At 72.5% G+C, this 13,300-nt stretch carries 14 protein-coding genes; 10 read left to right on the forward strand and 4 right to left on the reverse strand.

What is annotated here, in order from left to right:
• Positions 1-37: 37 nt before the first annotated feature.
• The 3 genes from EER30_RS16045 to EER30_RS48690 all read left to right on the forward strand — a co-directional run bounded on the left by EER30_RS16045 (position 38) and on the right by EER30_RS48690 (position 3,151).
• A complete protein-coding gene (locus EER30_RS16045; RefSeq protein ID WP_127501258.1) occupies positions 38-1,294 on the forward strand; it encodes a M48 family metallopeptidase in 1,257 nt (418 codons plus the stop codon).
• A complete protein-coding gene (locus EER30_RS16050) occupies positions 1,294-2,421 on the forward strand; it encodes a glycosyltransferase family 4 protein (RefSeq protein ID WP_127501259.1) in 1,128 nt (375 codons plus the stop codon). The genes EER30_RS16045 and EER30_RS16050 overlap by 1 nt, the downstream gene beginning before the upstream one ends.
• A gap of 349 nt (positions 2,422-2,770) precedes the next feature.
• Complete coding sequence (locus EER30_RS48690; RefSeq protein WP_240670050.1) at positions 2,771-3,151, forward strand: TlpA family protein disulfide reductase; 381 nt, start codon at positions 2,771-2,773, stop codon at positions 3,149-3,151.
• A 40-nt stretch (positions 3,152-3,191) separates the two neighbouring features.
• Here the strand turns inward: EER30_RS48690 and EER30_RS16060 are convergent, their stop codons facing one another.
• Positions 3,192-3,488, reverse strand: coding sequence for a hypothetical protein (locus tag EER30_RS16060; RefSeq protein WP_240670051.1), 297 nt, complete (start codon positions 3,486-3,488; stop codon positions 3,192-3,194).
• 175 nt (positions 3,489-3,663) lie between these two features.
• On the opposite strand from EER30_RS16060, the gene EER30_RS16065 reads away from it, so the two are divergent.
• Positions 3,664-4,080, forward strand: a complete 417-nt coding sequence (locus EER30_RS16065) for a DUF4395 domain-containing protein (protein ID WP_127501261.1) — start codon at positions 3,664-3,666, stop codon at positions 4,078-4,080.
• 127 nt (positions 4,081-4,207) lie between these two features.
• Here the strand turns inward: EER30_RS16065 and EER30_RS16070 are convergent, their stop codons facing one another.
• Together EER30_RS16070 and EER30_RS16075 are read right to left on the reverse strand one after the other, a co-directional pair.
• Positions 4,208-4,876, reverse strand: a complete 669-nt coding sequence (locus EER30_RS16070) for a response regulator transcription factor (protein ID WP_020512124.1) — start codon at positions 4,874-4,876, stop codon at positions 4,208-4,210.
• Positions 4,877-4,883: 7 nt separating this feature from the next.
• Positions 4,884-6,572, reverse strand: a complete 1,689-nt coding sequence (locus EER30_RS16075; RefSeq protein ID WP_432417545.1) for a GAF domain-containing sensor histidine kinase — start codon at positions 6,570-6,572, stop codon at positions 4,884-4,886.
• 90 nt (positions 6,573-6,662) lie between these two features.
• Between EER30_RS16075 and EER30_RS16080 the strand changes: the two genes are divergently transcribed.
• Genes EER30_RS16080 through EER30_RS16105 form a run of 6 tightly spaced genes read left to right on the forward strand, consistent with a single transcriptional unit; the run spans position 6,663 to position 11,888 of the window.
• Positions 6,663-7,112 (forward strand): SRPBCC family protein, encoded by a 450-nt coding sequence (locus EER30_RS16080; protein ID WP_127501262.1) that lies wholly within the window; start codon positions 6,663-6,665, stop codon positions 7,110-7,112.
• A 14-nt stretch (positions 7,113-7,126) separates the two neighbouring features.
• On the forward strand, positions 7,127-8,068 hold the full coding sequence (locus tag EER30_RS16085; protein ID WP_127501263.1) for a hypothetical protein: 942 nt from the start codon (positions 7,127-7,129) through the stop codon (positions 8,066-8,068).
• Between the two features lie 25 nt (positions 8,069-8,093).
• Complete coding sequence (locus EER30_RS16090) at positions 8,094-9,044, forward strand: ROK family glucokinase (protein ID WP_127501264.1); 951 nt, start codon at positions 8,094-8,096, stop codon at positions 9,042-9,044.
• Positions 9,045-9,059: 15 nt separating this feature from the next.
• Positions 9,060-9,743, forward strand: coding sequence for an endonuclease/exonuclease/phosphatase family protein (locus EER30_RS16095; RefSeq protein WP_127501265.1), 684 nt, complete (start codon positions 9,060-9,062; stop codon positions 9,741-9,743).
• A 25-nt stretch (positions 9,744-9,768) separates the two neighbouring features.
• Positions 9,769-11,112, forward strand: coding sequence for a flavin-containing monooxygenase (locus EER30_RS16100; protein ID WP_127501266.1), 1,344 nt, complete (start codon positions 9,769-9,771; stop codon positions 11,110-11,112).
• Positions 11,109-11,888: an alpha/beta hydrolase gene (locus EER30_RS16105; RefSeq protein ID WP_127501267.1), complete on the forward strand. Its 780-nt coding sequence runs from the start codon at positions 11,109-11,111 to the stop codon at positions 11,886-11,888. Before EER30_RS16100 ends, EER30_RS16105 begins: the two co-directional genes overlap by 4 nt.
• Here the strand turns inward: EER30_RS16105 and EER30_RS16110 are convergent.
• Positions 11,874-13,286: an alpha,alpha-trehalose-phosphate synthase (UDP-forming) gene (locus EER30_RS16110; RefSeq protein WP_127501268.1), complete on the reverse strand. Its 1,413-nt coding sequence runs from the start codon at positions 13,284-13,286 to the stop codon at positions 11,874-11,876. The genes EER30_RS16105 and EER30_RS16110 overlap by 15 nt on opposite strands.
• Positions 13,287-13,300: the final 14 nt, after the last annotated feature.

Here is a 13,300-nt window from a genome sequence, read left to right on the forward strand (position 1 = left end):
GCGGTGAAGGTGGGGCTATGAGGACACGTGGTTCGGCATGACGCCTCGTCTGTGGGCGGCTGCGGCGCTCGTGGTTCTGCTGGCGGCGCTGGCCGTCGTGGCCTTCGTGACCGTCCCCTGGCACCGGCCGCCCGCGCCGCGCGCCGACCAGGTCGACGCCCTCGGCGAGTTCCCGCGCGACCAGGTGGCCCGCGCCCGTGAGTTCCGGGCCGAGCTGCGTCCGGGCTCGTACGCGTCGATGGTCCTCGGTCTGATCGTCGCGCTGGTCATCGGGCTCACGCCGCTGGGCGCGTGGCTCGTCACCCAGGCCGGGCGCCCGTTCGGCGGCCACTGGTTGGGCCAGGCGGTCCTGGGCGGGTTCGCGGTCGTCCTGGTCGCCGAGGTCGTCTCACTGCCGTTGGCGGCCTGGCGGCACACCATCGTCGTCCGCTACGGCATCTCGACCCAGTCGTGGGGCGCGTGGACGATCGACCTGCTCAAGGGGTGGGCGGTCGGCGCCGTCATCGGCGGGCTCGTGCTGGCCGGCTTCTACACGGTCACCCACTTCGCGCCGCGGTGGTGGTGGGCGTTCGCCGCGGCCGGCGCCGCCGGGCTCGTCGTGCTGCTCTCGTTCGTGCTGCCGGTGCTGGTCGAGCCGGTCTTCAACAAGTTCACCCCGATGCCCGAAGGCGCGTTGCGCACCGAGCTGATCGAGCTGGCCGCCCGCGACGGCGTGCCGGTCAAAGACGTGCTGGTGGCCGACGCGTCGCGGCGCACCCGAGCCGTCAACGCGTACGTCTCGGGGCTCGGCCCCACGCGGCGCATCGTCGTCTACGACACCATGCTCACCGAGGCCGAGCCGGACGAGGTCGTCTCGGTCGCCGCCCACGAGCTCGGCCACGCCAAGGACGGCGACGTCCTGGTCGGCACGGTCCTCGGCGCGCTGGGCACGGCGGCCGCGGTGATCGCGCTCTACCTGCTCGGCGGCTGGGGGTGGCTGCTCGCCCGGGCCGGCGTCGACAGCATCGGCGAGCCCCGCGCCATCGGCCTGCTGATCGCCCTGGTCACCCTCGCGGGACTGGCCGCGGGGCCGGCCCAGGCGTTCGTCTCGCGGCGCATCGAGGCCCGCGCCGACGAGCACGCCCTCGTGCTCACCGGCGACCCGGTCACCTTCGAGGCCATGCAGCGCCGCCTCGGCTCCGTCAATCTGTCCGACCCCGACCCACCCGCCTGGGAGCACCTCATGTTCGCCTCACACCCGTCCACGGTGGAACGCATGGCCGCCGCCCGCGCCTTCGCCCGGGGTGAGCGCTGATGGGCCGCACCCTGCTGGTCACCAACGACTTCCCGCCTCGCCCCGGGGGCATCCAGCAGTTCGTGCACAACCTGGCCGTGCGCCAGCCGGCGGGCTCCGTGGTCGTGTATGCCTCCACCTGGCGCGGCGCGTCCGAGTTCGACGCCGAGCAGCCGTTCGAGGTGGTTCGCGAGCAGACCGGCGTGCTGCTCCCGACGCCCGCGGTCGCGCGGCGGGCCGCCGAGATCGCCCGCGCCCACGACTGCGACCGCGTCTGGTTCGGCGCCGCCGCACCGCTGGGTCTGCTCGCCGAGGGCCTGCGCCGCCGGGCCGGCATCACCCGCGGAGTCGCGCTGACCCACGGCCACGAGATCGGCTGGGCCGCGCTGCCCGGCGCGCGCGGCCTGCTGCGGCGCATCGCCCGGGGCAACGACGTGGTGACCTACCTGGGCGACTACCAGCGCGTCCGCCTCGACCAGGCGCTGCACGGCCTGACCTCGTTGGAAAGGCTCGCCCCCGGCGTCGACGTCGACACATTCCACCCCGGCGTCGACGGCAGCGAGGTGCGCGCCCGCCATGGCCTCACCGGCCGGCCGGTCATCGTGTGTGTCTCACGCTTGGTCGCGCGCAAGGGCCAAGACATGCTGATCCGGGCGCTGCCCACGATCCGCCGGCGCGTGCCCGACGCGGCGTTGCTTCTGGTCAGCGGCGGCCCCTACCGCAAGACGCTGACCCGCCTGGCGCGCGAGCACGACGTCGAGAAAGACGTGGTCTTCACCGGCTCGGTGCCGTGGGCCGAGCTGCCGGCCCACTACGCGGCGGGCGACGTCTATGCCATGCCGTGCCGCACGAGGGCCGCGGGCCTCGACGTCGAGGGCCTGGGCATCGTCTACCTGGAAGCCTCGGCCACGGGCCTGCCCGTCGTGGGCGGCGACTCCGGCGGGGCTCCCGACGCCGTCCGCAAGGGCGAAACCGGCTACGTCGTCGGCGGCCGTGATGTCGAGGCCCTGGCCGTCCGCCTCACCGACCTGCTGACCGACCAGGCGAAGGCCAAGGCGATGGGCGCCGCGGGGCGGGCCTGGGTCGAGCAGGAGTGGCGCTGGGAAACCCAAGCCGCCCGAATGACCCGCCTGCTGAACGGCGCGTGAGAGGTGGCTCGGCCAGCTCATGCCTGACCCGCATCCACGCCATCCTGGGATGGGCTGCTCGCTCCGATCGGCTCTCGCGGACCGGGGCAGGCCGTGACAGAGTTGTCCTATGGACTTGGTAGGGCTTTGGGTGGTCGCGGCGGTGCTTGTCGTCGGGGTCGCGGTCGGGGCTTGGCGGCGTCGCGCTGACGGGCAGTTGCGGGATGCCGGTCCGGGACGTGGTCAAGTTCGGGGCGGCGGTGGCGAGTCGGGGCCGGCTGACGGCCGTGGGTGGTCGACCGGCGTGGGGGAGAGCACTTCGGGTTCGGCGGCCGGCCGGGTAGCTTCGAGGCCCGATGGGGCTGCTCCGGTGGTGGCCGCGGACGTGCGGGAGGAGCCGGGCGTGATCGAGGCGGGTGGCGGGGCGCCGGGAGCCGAGGGGCGGCTCGACGCCGAGCTGCTGCGGGAGCTCGGAGTGGGCGAGGCCAAAGCGACCCTGTTGCAGTTCTCGTCGGCCTTCTGCGCGCCCTGCCGGGCTGTTCGGCGGGTGAGTTCCGAGGTGGCGGGGATGGTTCCGGGGGTTCAGCACGTCGAGGTCGATGCCGAGAGCCACCTCGACGCGGTGCGAGCGCTGGGGATCTGGCGTACGCCGACGCTGCTCGTGCTCGATGGTGAGGGACGGGTCGCCAAGCGCGCTACCGGCGTACCGGGGAAGCCGCAGTTGATCGCGGCTCTCGGCGAGGTGCTCTGACCGGCCGCCCGCCACGGTTGCGCGGCGAGCGGCCGTCCCATCAGGCGCCGTTGACCTCGGCGAGTTCGGGCGGGCGGGGCTCGGGGGCCTCGTCGGCGGGGTTGAAGCGCCTGGTCAGGTCGCGGGAGCCGGGGATCAGCAGTTGCGACGTCGCCGCCACGGCGAGGACTCCGGCGCAGGCGGTCAGGACCCGGCTGGTGCCGAACGTGGTGGAGAGCGGGCCGGCCAGGACGTTGCCGATCGGCATGGCCAGGAACGAGGTCAGGTAGTCCCAGGAGGACACGCGGCCGAGCATGCGCCGAGGCACGTGGTCCTGGATGGCGGTCGTCCACGCCACGTCGAAGAAAATCAGGCCCGCGTAGCCGATGATGGCGCCGGCTACGACAGCGATGAGTTCGGCCTGCCAGACGTACGCTGCTGCTCAAGGTGCTTCTCAGCCTGGAAAGTTGACCCCGGCGCCGGTGATGCCCGTCATGGTGGCCGATGCCGTGGCAGGTGCGAGGCTGACGGGCATGGAACTCGATCCCCGCGGGCAGCGGTTCGCCGCCACGCTGACCAGCATCGTGCTCATCGTGGTGCTGGCGACCGGGTGGGGGTGGCTGGCGCTGGTCCAGGCGGTGGTCTTCGCGATCACCGCGGCCGACCCGAGGCGCGGCCCCTATGCGTACGTCTATCGCGCTCTCGTCCGCCCCCGGCTCGGGCCGCCGACCGAGACCGAGCCCATCCCACCCGTACGATTTGCGCAGTTGGTCGGATTTGGCTTTCTGGCTGTCGCGAGTGTCGGGTACCTCGGCGACCTGCCCTCGCTCGGCGTCGTCTTCACCGCCTTCGGCCTGCTGGCGGCGTTTCTCAACGCGGCCTTCGGCCTGTGCCTGGGCTGCGAGGCCTACCTGGCGATCAAGCGTCTGAGCAGCGCGAAGAGCGCTTGATTCGGGCGACCGCGCCGTCCGGCGATCGGGCTTCGTCGAGCCGAGCGGTTTCCGGGCGCACGAAGGTGCCCGGGAACACGACACGCCCGGTGGGGGGCTCCCGGGCGTCGACGTCGTGGAGGGTGGACTAGAACTTCGGGGCGTCGGGCGCCTCGAGCAGGCCCAGCCGCAGTGCCGTCATCAGCGCCTGCGCCCGGTTGGCCGCGCCCAGCTTCTCGTAGAGCTTCGAGATGTGGGTCTTGGCCGTGGACTCCGACACGAAGAGCTGCTTGGCGATGCCCGCCACGCTCATGCCGTCGGCCAGCAGCCGCAGCACCTGACCCTCGCGGGGCGAGAGCTGCGGACCCGACGGGGCCAAGCGCCGCTTCATGGCCTCGGCCAGGTCGGCCGCGGTGAAGGCGCTGGGCGCGGAGGCCGCGTGCCGGGCGGCCGCGACGACCTCGTCGGCCGGGGCGGTCTTGGGCACGAACGCGCTGGCGCCCGCCTCGAGAGCACCGAAGAGCTGATCGTCGCCCGCGTACATCGTGAGGACCACGATGCCCATGTTGGCGTTGTTCTTGCGCAGGGCCTTGGTGGCCTCGAGGCCGCTGCCGTCGGGCAGGCGGAGGTCCATGATCACGACGTCCGGCTGCAGGGCGCCCGCCTGGCGGACGGCCTCGGCGGCGGTGGCCGCCTCACCGACGACCTCGAACTGACGGTCGCGCTCGAATGCGTGTCGCAGCCCCTTACGAATCAAGTCATGATCGTCAACAAGGAGAACCTTGGTGCGCGTCGTCGGCGCCGGACTGGTCGACATGCTCGGATTACTCCCCTTCTGGAGCGGAAACGCTATCTCGCACGCTATCGCGCCTGGCGTTGGAACCGAGCACTACGGCAACGGTTGTCCCGCTGGGGTGTCGCGGCGTGATCTTCAAACGGCCCCGGATCCGTTCGGCCCGCTCGGCCATGATGGTCAGACCATAACGACCGTCCGGGCGGTCGTCAGCGAAGCCCCGCCCGTCGTCGGAGACCTCGATCTCCGCGAACGGCGGGTCGACGGTGCAGGTAACCCACAGATTAGAGGCTCCGGCGTGCTTGCGCGCATTCGTGATCGCCTCCTGGGCGATGCGCAAGAGCTCGGCCTCGGTCGCGGCGGGCAGCCGGGCCGTCGATTCGTCAAAGGTGAAGTGCACGCGCAGGCCGGCCGAGGTGCCCAGCGTCCGCGCGTATTCGGCGATCGCCGCGGCCAGGCCACCGTTGCGATCCACCTCGGAACGCAGTTCGAACAGGCTCAGCCGCAGCTCGGTGATCACTCGGGTCACCTCGCTGCGCAGGGCCCGCAGCTCCTCGGCCGTCTCGTCGGCGCCCTCGGGCAGGGTGGCCTGGGCGTTGTCGATGCCGTAGCCGACCATCACCAGCTCTTGCGCGACCCCGTCGTGGATCTCGCGGGCGAGGCGCTGACGTTCCTCATTGGTGGCCAGCGAGCGCACGTCGTCGAAGAGCAGGGCGGCTTCGAGCCGCAGCGCGGCGGCGTCGGTCACCCAGGTCACCTCGTTGACGGTCTCTTTGGGGTACCCGTTGGCGACATCGCTCTCGAGGATGACCAGCCCGATCGTGCGGACCCCGGCGACCAGCGGGACGACCAGCGAGGAGACGTCGCCGCGGCGGCTGGACCGGGCCTGGGAGCGGCTGGCGGTCTGCGGCTGCTGGCTGGCCCAGGCGTCGGCGATCGCGGAGTCGGCGTCGAGCGTGACCTCCCAGTCGACGCGCTCGACGCCGGTCTGGGCGAGCACGACGAGCCGGCCGCCGCCGCTGGCCGACAGCACGGCGGCACGGTCGGACGGCTTGACGAGCCGCAGCTCTTCGAGCAGGTGCTCCGAGATGCCGCCCGGGTCGAGGGTGGCGCCGGGCAGCGAACGAGCCACGCTGCGCAGCTGGGTGAGAAGCCGAGTCGCTTCCGCGTACGGCTGGGGGGTGGGCTCGGCCGGCTGCATGAACTGCCGCATCGTGTCGGCCGCGAAGGTGATGATCGCGCCGAGGACCAGCCACTGACCGCTGGCCGCGAGGAAGCCGGGCTGGGTGATCGGGCTGACCTCGCCGACCAGGGTGCCACCGACGACCATCGACACGGCCGCGACGCCGAGCAGCGCGGTGCCCTCGGTGGGGCGGCGGCGCAGCGCGGCGGTCAGCAACGGGACCGCCAGGTAGGGCAGGACCGCCTCGGCGCCGAAACCGGCGTCCAATGTGTTGTTCAGATCGCTGGCGACGGCGATCGAGCCGGCCGCGAGACCGGTGATCACAACTTCGGCGAAACGGCCCAACGGGGCGAAGAGGGGATGATCGGGAGCGATGACCGCGGGCAGCGCGGCGACCGCCAGCAGGGCGATCCAGCCGAGCTGGGCGACGTCGCCCGTGGCGATCAGCGTGAGCGCCGCGACCAGCGCGAGCATGACGATGCGCGCGGCCACCGCGAGCGGTTGGACGCGCGCGGAGACACTGGCTAGCACCGGCACCTGACGGATGGTAGCCGCCTCCGGACGGTCTGGCTCGTGCCGCCCGGCCCGGGCGGCGTTTATGTCGTAGTCGGGAGGTAGCCTCCGTGCATGGCGGATACGTCGACGCAGTCGATCCAGGTCCAGGCGCCGCTCGACCGCGTGGCCGCGGTGATCAGTGACTTCCCGAGCTATCCCGAGTGGGCCGAGGCGATGAAGCGCGTCGAGGTCCTCGAGGAATACGAGGACGGCTACGCCTACCGGGTGCGTTTCGTGATCGACGCCGGCGTGATGGCCGACGACTACACGCTCGAGTACGCCTATGCCGACGACCTCTCGCGCATCGAGTGGCACCTGGTCGAGCCGTCGAAGACGCAGAAGTCGCAGCGCGGGTCCTACGACCTCACCGAGGGCGGCGACGGGTCCACCACGGTGACCTACACGCTCGAGGTCGAGCTCTCGATCGGCATGCTGGGCATGTTCCGCCGCAAGGCCGAAAAGATGATCATGGATACGGCGTTGAAGCAGCTCAAGCGCCGTGTCGAAGCTTTGCCGGGCTGACGGGGAGGGTTTCGATGGCCGGATCAGCGCGTGAGGAGGCCGAGCGGCTCGTCGCCGCGGTGCTGGCGCGGGCCGTGACGGGTCAGGCGTTCGGCGAGAAGTGGGCGACGGGCGAGCCGGAGTGCTGCGTGTGCCCGGTGTGCAAGGCGATCGCGGCGATGCGCGACCCCAAGCCCGAGACGGCGGCGCGGCTGGCCGGCAGCGCGGGTGATCTCGCGGGCTCGGTGGCCGGGCTGATGCGCTCGGTCTCGGCGATCCTGGGGGAGCGGTCGCGCCCGGCCCCACCGCCGCCGAAGCCCGAGCCCAACCCGGACGAGATGTGGTCGGCGGCGACCCGAGCCGACCGAGACAGGGCCGCGGCAGCCGAGGCCGCGGCGAACCGGCCCGCGGGCGACGACCGCAATCGGGCCGACGAGGCCTGGTCGGCCGCGACGAATGCCGGCGACCCCGCGGCCGCGAGTGGGCTGGCGGGCAGCGACCCCGCGGCTCAGGGCGGCCCGGCGGGCGGCGACTCTGCGGCTCGTGTCGGCGCGGCGGGTCAGGGTGATCCGTGGGCCGCGGCCACGACGGAGAGTGCGGCCGGCGCGGCGGCTGACTACGCGGCTGAGCTGGCCGAGCGACGAGCGGCGGCGCTGCGGGCGGCGGCCGAGGCGCAACGCCGGGTGGCCGAGGCGGCAGCCCAGGCCAAGGCACGGCGTGAGGCAGCGGCGGCTCAGGCGGCGGCGCGGCGCGCGGGCGCCGCGGGCGACGAGACGGAGGACACTGCCGCGCGAGTGGCGCGGGAGTCCCGTACGCCTCGAAGGTTGGATGTCTGGGCTGCGGCCACGGCTGATGCGGGTGTTGCCTCCGTGGCTTCCGGCGCGACAGTGGATCATGATGATGCGGGCGCGGCTGTGCCCGCGGAGGCGGACGACGGCGGGGCGGGCGACGAGGCCCGCGGCGACGGCGCCGCGTGAGAGCACGGATGAGGGGACGGGCAGCGTGACGCTGACCATCGGAGTGGACGTCGGCGGCACCAAGGTCGCCGGTGGGGTGGTCGACGAGCACGGCACCGTGCTGGCTTCGAACCGGCGCAGCACCCCGGCCGAGGACCCGGCCGGCACCAGGGACACGATCGTCGAGGTCGCGGCCGAATTGGCGCGCGAGTTCCCCCAGGCCACCTCGATCGGCATCGGTGCGGCCGCCTGGATCGACGCGGCCGGCGCGACCGTGCTGTTCGCCCCCAACCTGGCCTGGCGCGACGAGCCGCTGCGCGAGTACGTGAGCAAGGCCGTCGGGTTGCCGACCGTGCTCGAGAACGACGCCAACGTGGCGGCCTGGGCCGAGTTCCGGTTCGGCGTCGCCCGGCACGCCGACGACTCGATGGTGATGATCACCGTGGGCACCGGCATCGGCGGCGGCATCGTGCTCAACGGCAAGCTCTGGCGCGGGGCGAACGGCATCGCCGCCGAGCTGGGCCACATCCAGTCCGTGCCGGACGGCCACCCCTGCGGCTGCGGCCGGCTCGGCTGCCTCGAGCAGTACGCCAGCGGCAACGCCCTGGTCCGGTTCGCCCGGGCCGGTGCCCGGCAGGAACCCGAGCGCGCCGCGAAGCTGCTCGAACTGGCCGGCGGCGACCCGCTGGCGATCAGCGGCCGCCAGATCACCGAGGCCGCCCGGGCCGGCGACGGCGTGGCCCGCGACGCGTTCGCCCAGATCGGCTACTGGCTCGGCGTCGCGATGGCCGACCTGGCCCAGAGCTTCGACCCGCAGATCCTGGTGGTCGGCGGCGGCGTGGTCGAGGCCGGTGACCTGCTCATGACCCCGACCCAGACCACCTATCGCGACCAGCTCAAACAGCGCGGCCGCTTTCCGGTGGCCGATCTGAAGGCGGCCGAGATGGGCAACACGGCCGGCGTCGTGGGCGCCGCCGACCTGGCTCGACGTTTCTGATCCGGCGGGGGCATCATGTCGGGCGCTTCGCTGCGGGTGGTCAGCTACAACGTCCACGGCCTGAAGGACGACCGGGCCGCGCTGATCGGTGTGATCAGCAAGCTCGGGCCGGACGTGCTCGTCGTGCAGGAGGCCCCGCGCCGGTTCCGGTGGCGGCACAAGTGCGCGGCCCTCGCCGACGACCTCGGCATGGTGGTGGCCGTCGGCGGCCTGCCCGCGCTGGGCAACCTGGTGCTGGTGAGCCTGCGGGTGGCGGTGCACGAGACGTGGTGCATGCGCTACCCGCTCACCCCGGGCCGCCATCTGCGGGGCGCCGCGTTCGTCCGGGGCTCGGTGCGCGGCGGCTCGTTCACCGTCTCGGGTTCACACCTGGCCACCGACACCAACGAGCGGCCGGCCCAGGCCGCGTTGTGGAAGCAGGAGCTGAGCCGGGTCGAGGGTCCGCTGATCGCCGCGGCCGACCTCAACGAGGGCCCGGGCGGCGGCGCGTGGCGCACGGTCGAGGACGGGCTGGTCTCCGACGACGCGGCGTCGAGCAGATCCACTTTCCCGGCCACGCTGCCCAACCGGCGCATCGACGGCATTTTCGTGAGTCCCGACATCTCCATCGAAAAGTACGAGGTCGTCGACTCCGACCAGGCCCGACGCGCGAGTGATCATCTTCCCGTCCTCGTAGACCTGAAGATCCCTTCCTCCTGAGCGGCCGGTCTGGCAATATCGCCGGGTGCCCGACACTCCCGACATTGCCGACCGTCGAGACGCCGTGTGCGTCATCGGGGCCGGCGCCAGCGGTCTCGCCGCGATCAAGAACCTTCGTGAGCACGGCTTCGAGGTCGACTGCTACGAGCGGGAGACGTCGGTCGGCGGCGCCTGGAACTGGCGGCACGACCGCAGCCCGGTCTACGCCGGCACCCACCTGATCTCGTCGCGCCCGCTCACCGAGTTCCCCGACTTCCCGATGCCCGACACCTGGCCCGACTATCCCGACCACAAGCGGGTGCTGTCCTATCTGGAGCGCTACGCCAGGCATTTCCGGCTCGAGGACGACGTCTGGTTCGGCACCGAGGTGGTCTCGGTCGTGCCGGTCGGCGACGGGCGCTGGGACGTGACGACACAGTCCACCGGCGGCGGGTCCGAGCGGGTGCAGCGGTACGCCGGGGTGGTCGTGGCCAACGGGCACAACTGGTCGCCGGCCCGGCCCGAGATCCCCGGCGACTTCCGCGGCCAGGTGATCCATTCCGCGCAGTACAAGGACCCCGCCCAGCTGCGCAACCGCAAGGTGCTGGTGATCGGGGGCGGCAACACCGGCTGCGACATCGCGGTCGAGGCGGCCCAGCAGGCGAGCGCGGTCTGGCACTCGACGCGGCGCGGCTACTGGTACGCCCCGAAATATCTGATGGGCCGCCCGGCCGACCAGGTCAACGACCGTACGCTGCAGTTTCGCCTGCCGTTGCGGCTGCGCCAGTGGCTCTACCGCCGCGTGGTCGCGCTGACGACCGGTGATCTGACCCGCTACGGCCTGCCGAAGCCCGACCACCAGCCGTACGAGAGTCACCCGATCGTCAACAGCCAGCTCCCGTACTACCTGGGCCACGGCAAGATCGTTCCGGTGCCGGACGTGACCGGCTTCGACGACGCGTCGGTGGTGCTGGCCGACGGCCGCCGCGTCGAGCCCGACCTGGTGATCACCGCGACCGGCTACCGGCCGCGCTTCGAGTTCCTCGCCCCCGAGCTGCTCGACAGCGCCGAGGACGGACGACCCGACCTGCACCTGCACGCGTTCGCCCGCAAGCACCCGACGCTGGCCGTGGTGGGGCTGGTGCAGGCCGACTTCGGGCTCTTCCCGCTGGCGCACTGGCAGAGCGTGGCCGTCGCGCGCTGGCTGCGGCTGCGCGCGAGCGACCCGGTGCGGGCCGCCGCCGTGCAGCAGAAGGAGTCGACCAGGCCGCTCGCGAGCTGGTCGCGCCGCCGCGTGGTGCCCACCGCCCGGCACTGGTTCGAGGTCGACCACGTCGACTATCTGCGGGCCGTCGAGGGTCTTCTGCGTGAGATGGAGCCGGCGAAGTGAAATCGGAGCTGCTGCGGTTCGACGACTGGACGCGACCGGTCGAGGCGGTGGAGCGCGAGGTTGTGTCGCTCACCGAGGAGGCCGACAAAGATCTGCCTCCGTTGCTGTTCGTGCCGGGGCTCGGGCACGGGGCGTGGGCGTTCGCCGAGCACTGGCTGCCGCAGGCCACGGCCCGCGGGTTCGCGGCGCACGCGCTGACCCCGCGCCCCGGGGGCGACCTCCGGGCCCACGTGCATGACGTCGTTCAGGTGGCGGCGTCGCTGCCGCGTCAGGCCGTCCTGGTGGGCCAGGGAGCCGGCGCGCTCGTGGTGGCGTACGCGATGGGTCGTTATCCCGTGCGAGCGGCGGTGCTGGCCGCACCCGTGCTCGACGGCCGGACGACGCTGTGGGCCGCGCTGCGCACCAACCCGGGCGGCACGATCCCGGCGCTGTTCGGCGGGCGGCTGCGGTTGAGCCGCAAGCAGCTCTTCGGCCCCGAGATGCCGGACGAGCGGGCCCGCGAGCTGCTCGGACGAGTCACCGCCGAGCGGCCGCGCCGCGAACTGATCAAGCATGATCCCGCGCCGCGACCGGTGGGCGACCCGCCGGTGCTGGTCGTCGGCAGCCCGGACGACCGCGTCGTACCCCGGGCCTCGCTCGACCGCACCGCGACCCGCTACGGCGGAGCCCCGCTGCTCTTCCCCGGCATGGGCCACGACCTGATGCTCGACGTGGCGTGGGCCGAGCCGATCGAGGCGATCCTCGACTGGCTGACCAAGGAGTTAACGCAGGCCTAGCGACGGCGATCGGGCCAGGTCGAGATCGGTCAGGTAGGCGCCGGCCCAGGCGCGGATGTCATGCCGGGTCAGATAGGCGCGCATGGCCTTCATGCGGGTCGCGAGGTCGTCGGGCGTCGCGGCCATCGCCTGCAGCAGCGTTTCCTTGAGACCGTCGACGTCGTGCGGGTTGACCAGGAACGCGTCCTCGAGCTCGGCGGCCGCCCCGGCGAACTCGCTGAGCACCAGCGCGCCGCTGTCGTCGCGGCGGGCGGCCACGAACTCCTTGGCGACCAGGTTCATCCCGTCGCGCAGCGGGGTCACCACCATGACGTCGGCGGTCTGGTAGAGCGCGGCCAGGTCGGCCCGATCGAACGGCTGGTTCAGGTAGTGGATCGCCGGCTCGCCGACCCGCCCGTACTCGCCGTTGATGCGGCCGACCTCGCGTTCGATGCGGTCGCGCAGCCCGCGATAGCTCTCCACCCGCTCGCGGCTCGGCACGGCCACCTGCACCATCACGGTGTCCCGCACCTGCACCCGGCCGTCGCGCAAGAGTTCCGAGTACGCCGTGAGGCGGTGCTCGATTCCCTTGGTGTAATCGAGCCGGTCGACGCTGAGCAGCACCTTCTTGTGCGCCCCGCCGAGGTCGTGCCGCAGCTGCCGGGACTGGTTGGCCACGTAGGGCCGGGCGGACAGCGACCGCATCTCGGCCACGTCGATCGAGACGGGGAAGGCGCCGGTGCGGACGACCCGGTCGTCGGTGACGATCGCCGTGTCGGCGCCGTGGGTGCCGAGCAGCTTGGCCGCGAGCTGGGCGACGTTGTGGGCCGCCTGCGGCCGCTGGAAGCCCACCAGGTCGGCGCCGAGCATGCCGCGCAGCAGCTCGACCCGGCGGGGGAGCTGCATGAACAGCTCGGGCGGCGGGAACGGCACGTGCAGGAAGAAGCCGATCAGTACGTCGGGGCGCAGCTCGCGCAACAGCTGGGGGACGAGCTGCAGGTGGTAGTCCTGCACCCAGACGGTCGCGCCCGGCTCGGCGACCTCGGCGGCGGCCTCGGCGAAGCGCCGGTTGACCGACCGGTACGACTCCCACCAGCCGCGGTCGAATACGGGCTGCACGACGGCGTCGTGGTAGAGCGGCCAGAGCGTGGAGTTGGCGAAGCCCTCGTAGTAGCCGCGCAGCTCGGCCTCGGAGAGCGACATCGGGCGCAGCCGCAGGGTGCCGATGTCGGGCAGCGGGCGGGCCTCCCCGACGCGGCCACCCCAGCCCACCCAGGTCGCCGGGGTCTGTTCGAGGATCGCGTGGAGGGCGCCGGCCAGGCCGCCGGGGCTTCGCCGCCATTCGCAGGCGCCGTCCGGCGCGGCACTGTCATCGAGCGGGAGACGGTTGGCCACGACGACCAGCGAGCTCTGGCGCATCACCGAAGGTTATC

The sequence above is a fragment of the Actinoplanes solisilvae genome (assembly GCF_003999975.1).
GTDB classification, from domain to species: Bacteria; Actinomycetota; Actinomycetes; order Mycobacteriales; family Micromonosporaceae; genus Actinoplanes; species Actinoplanes solisilvae.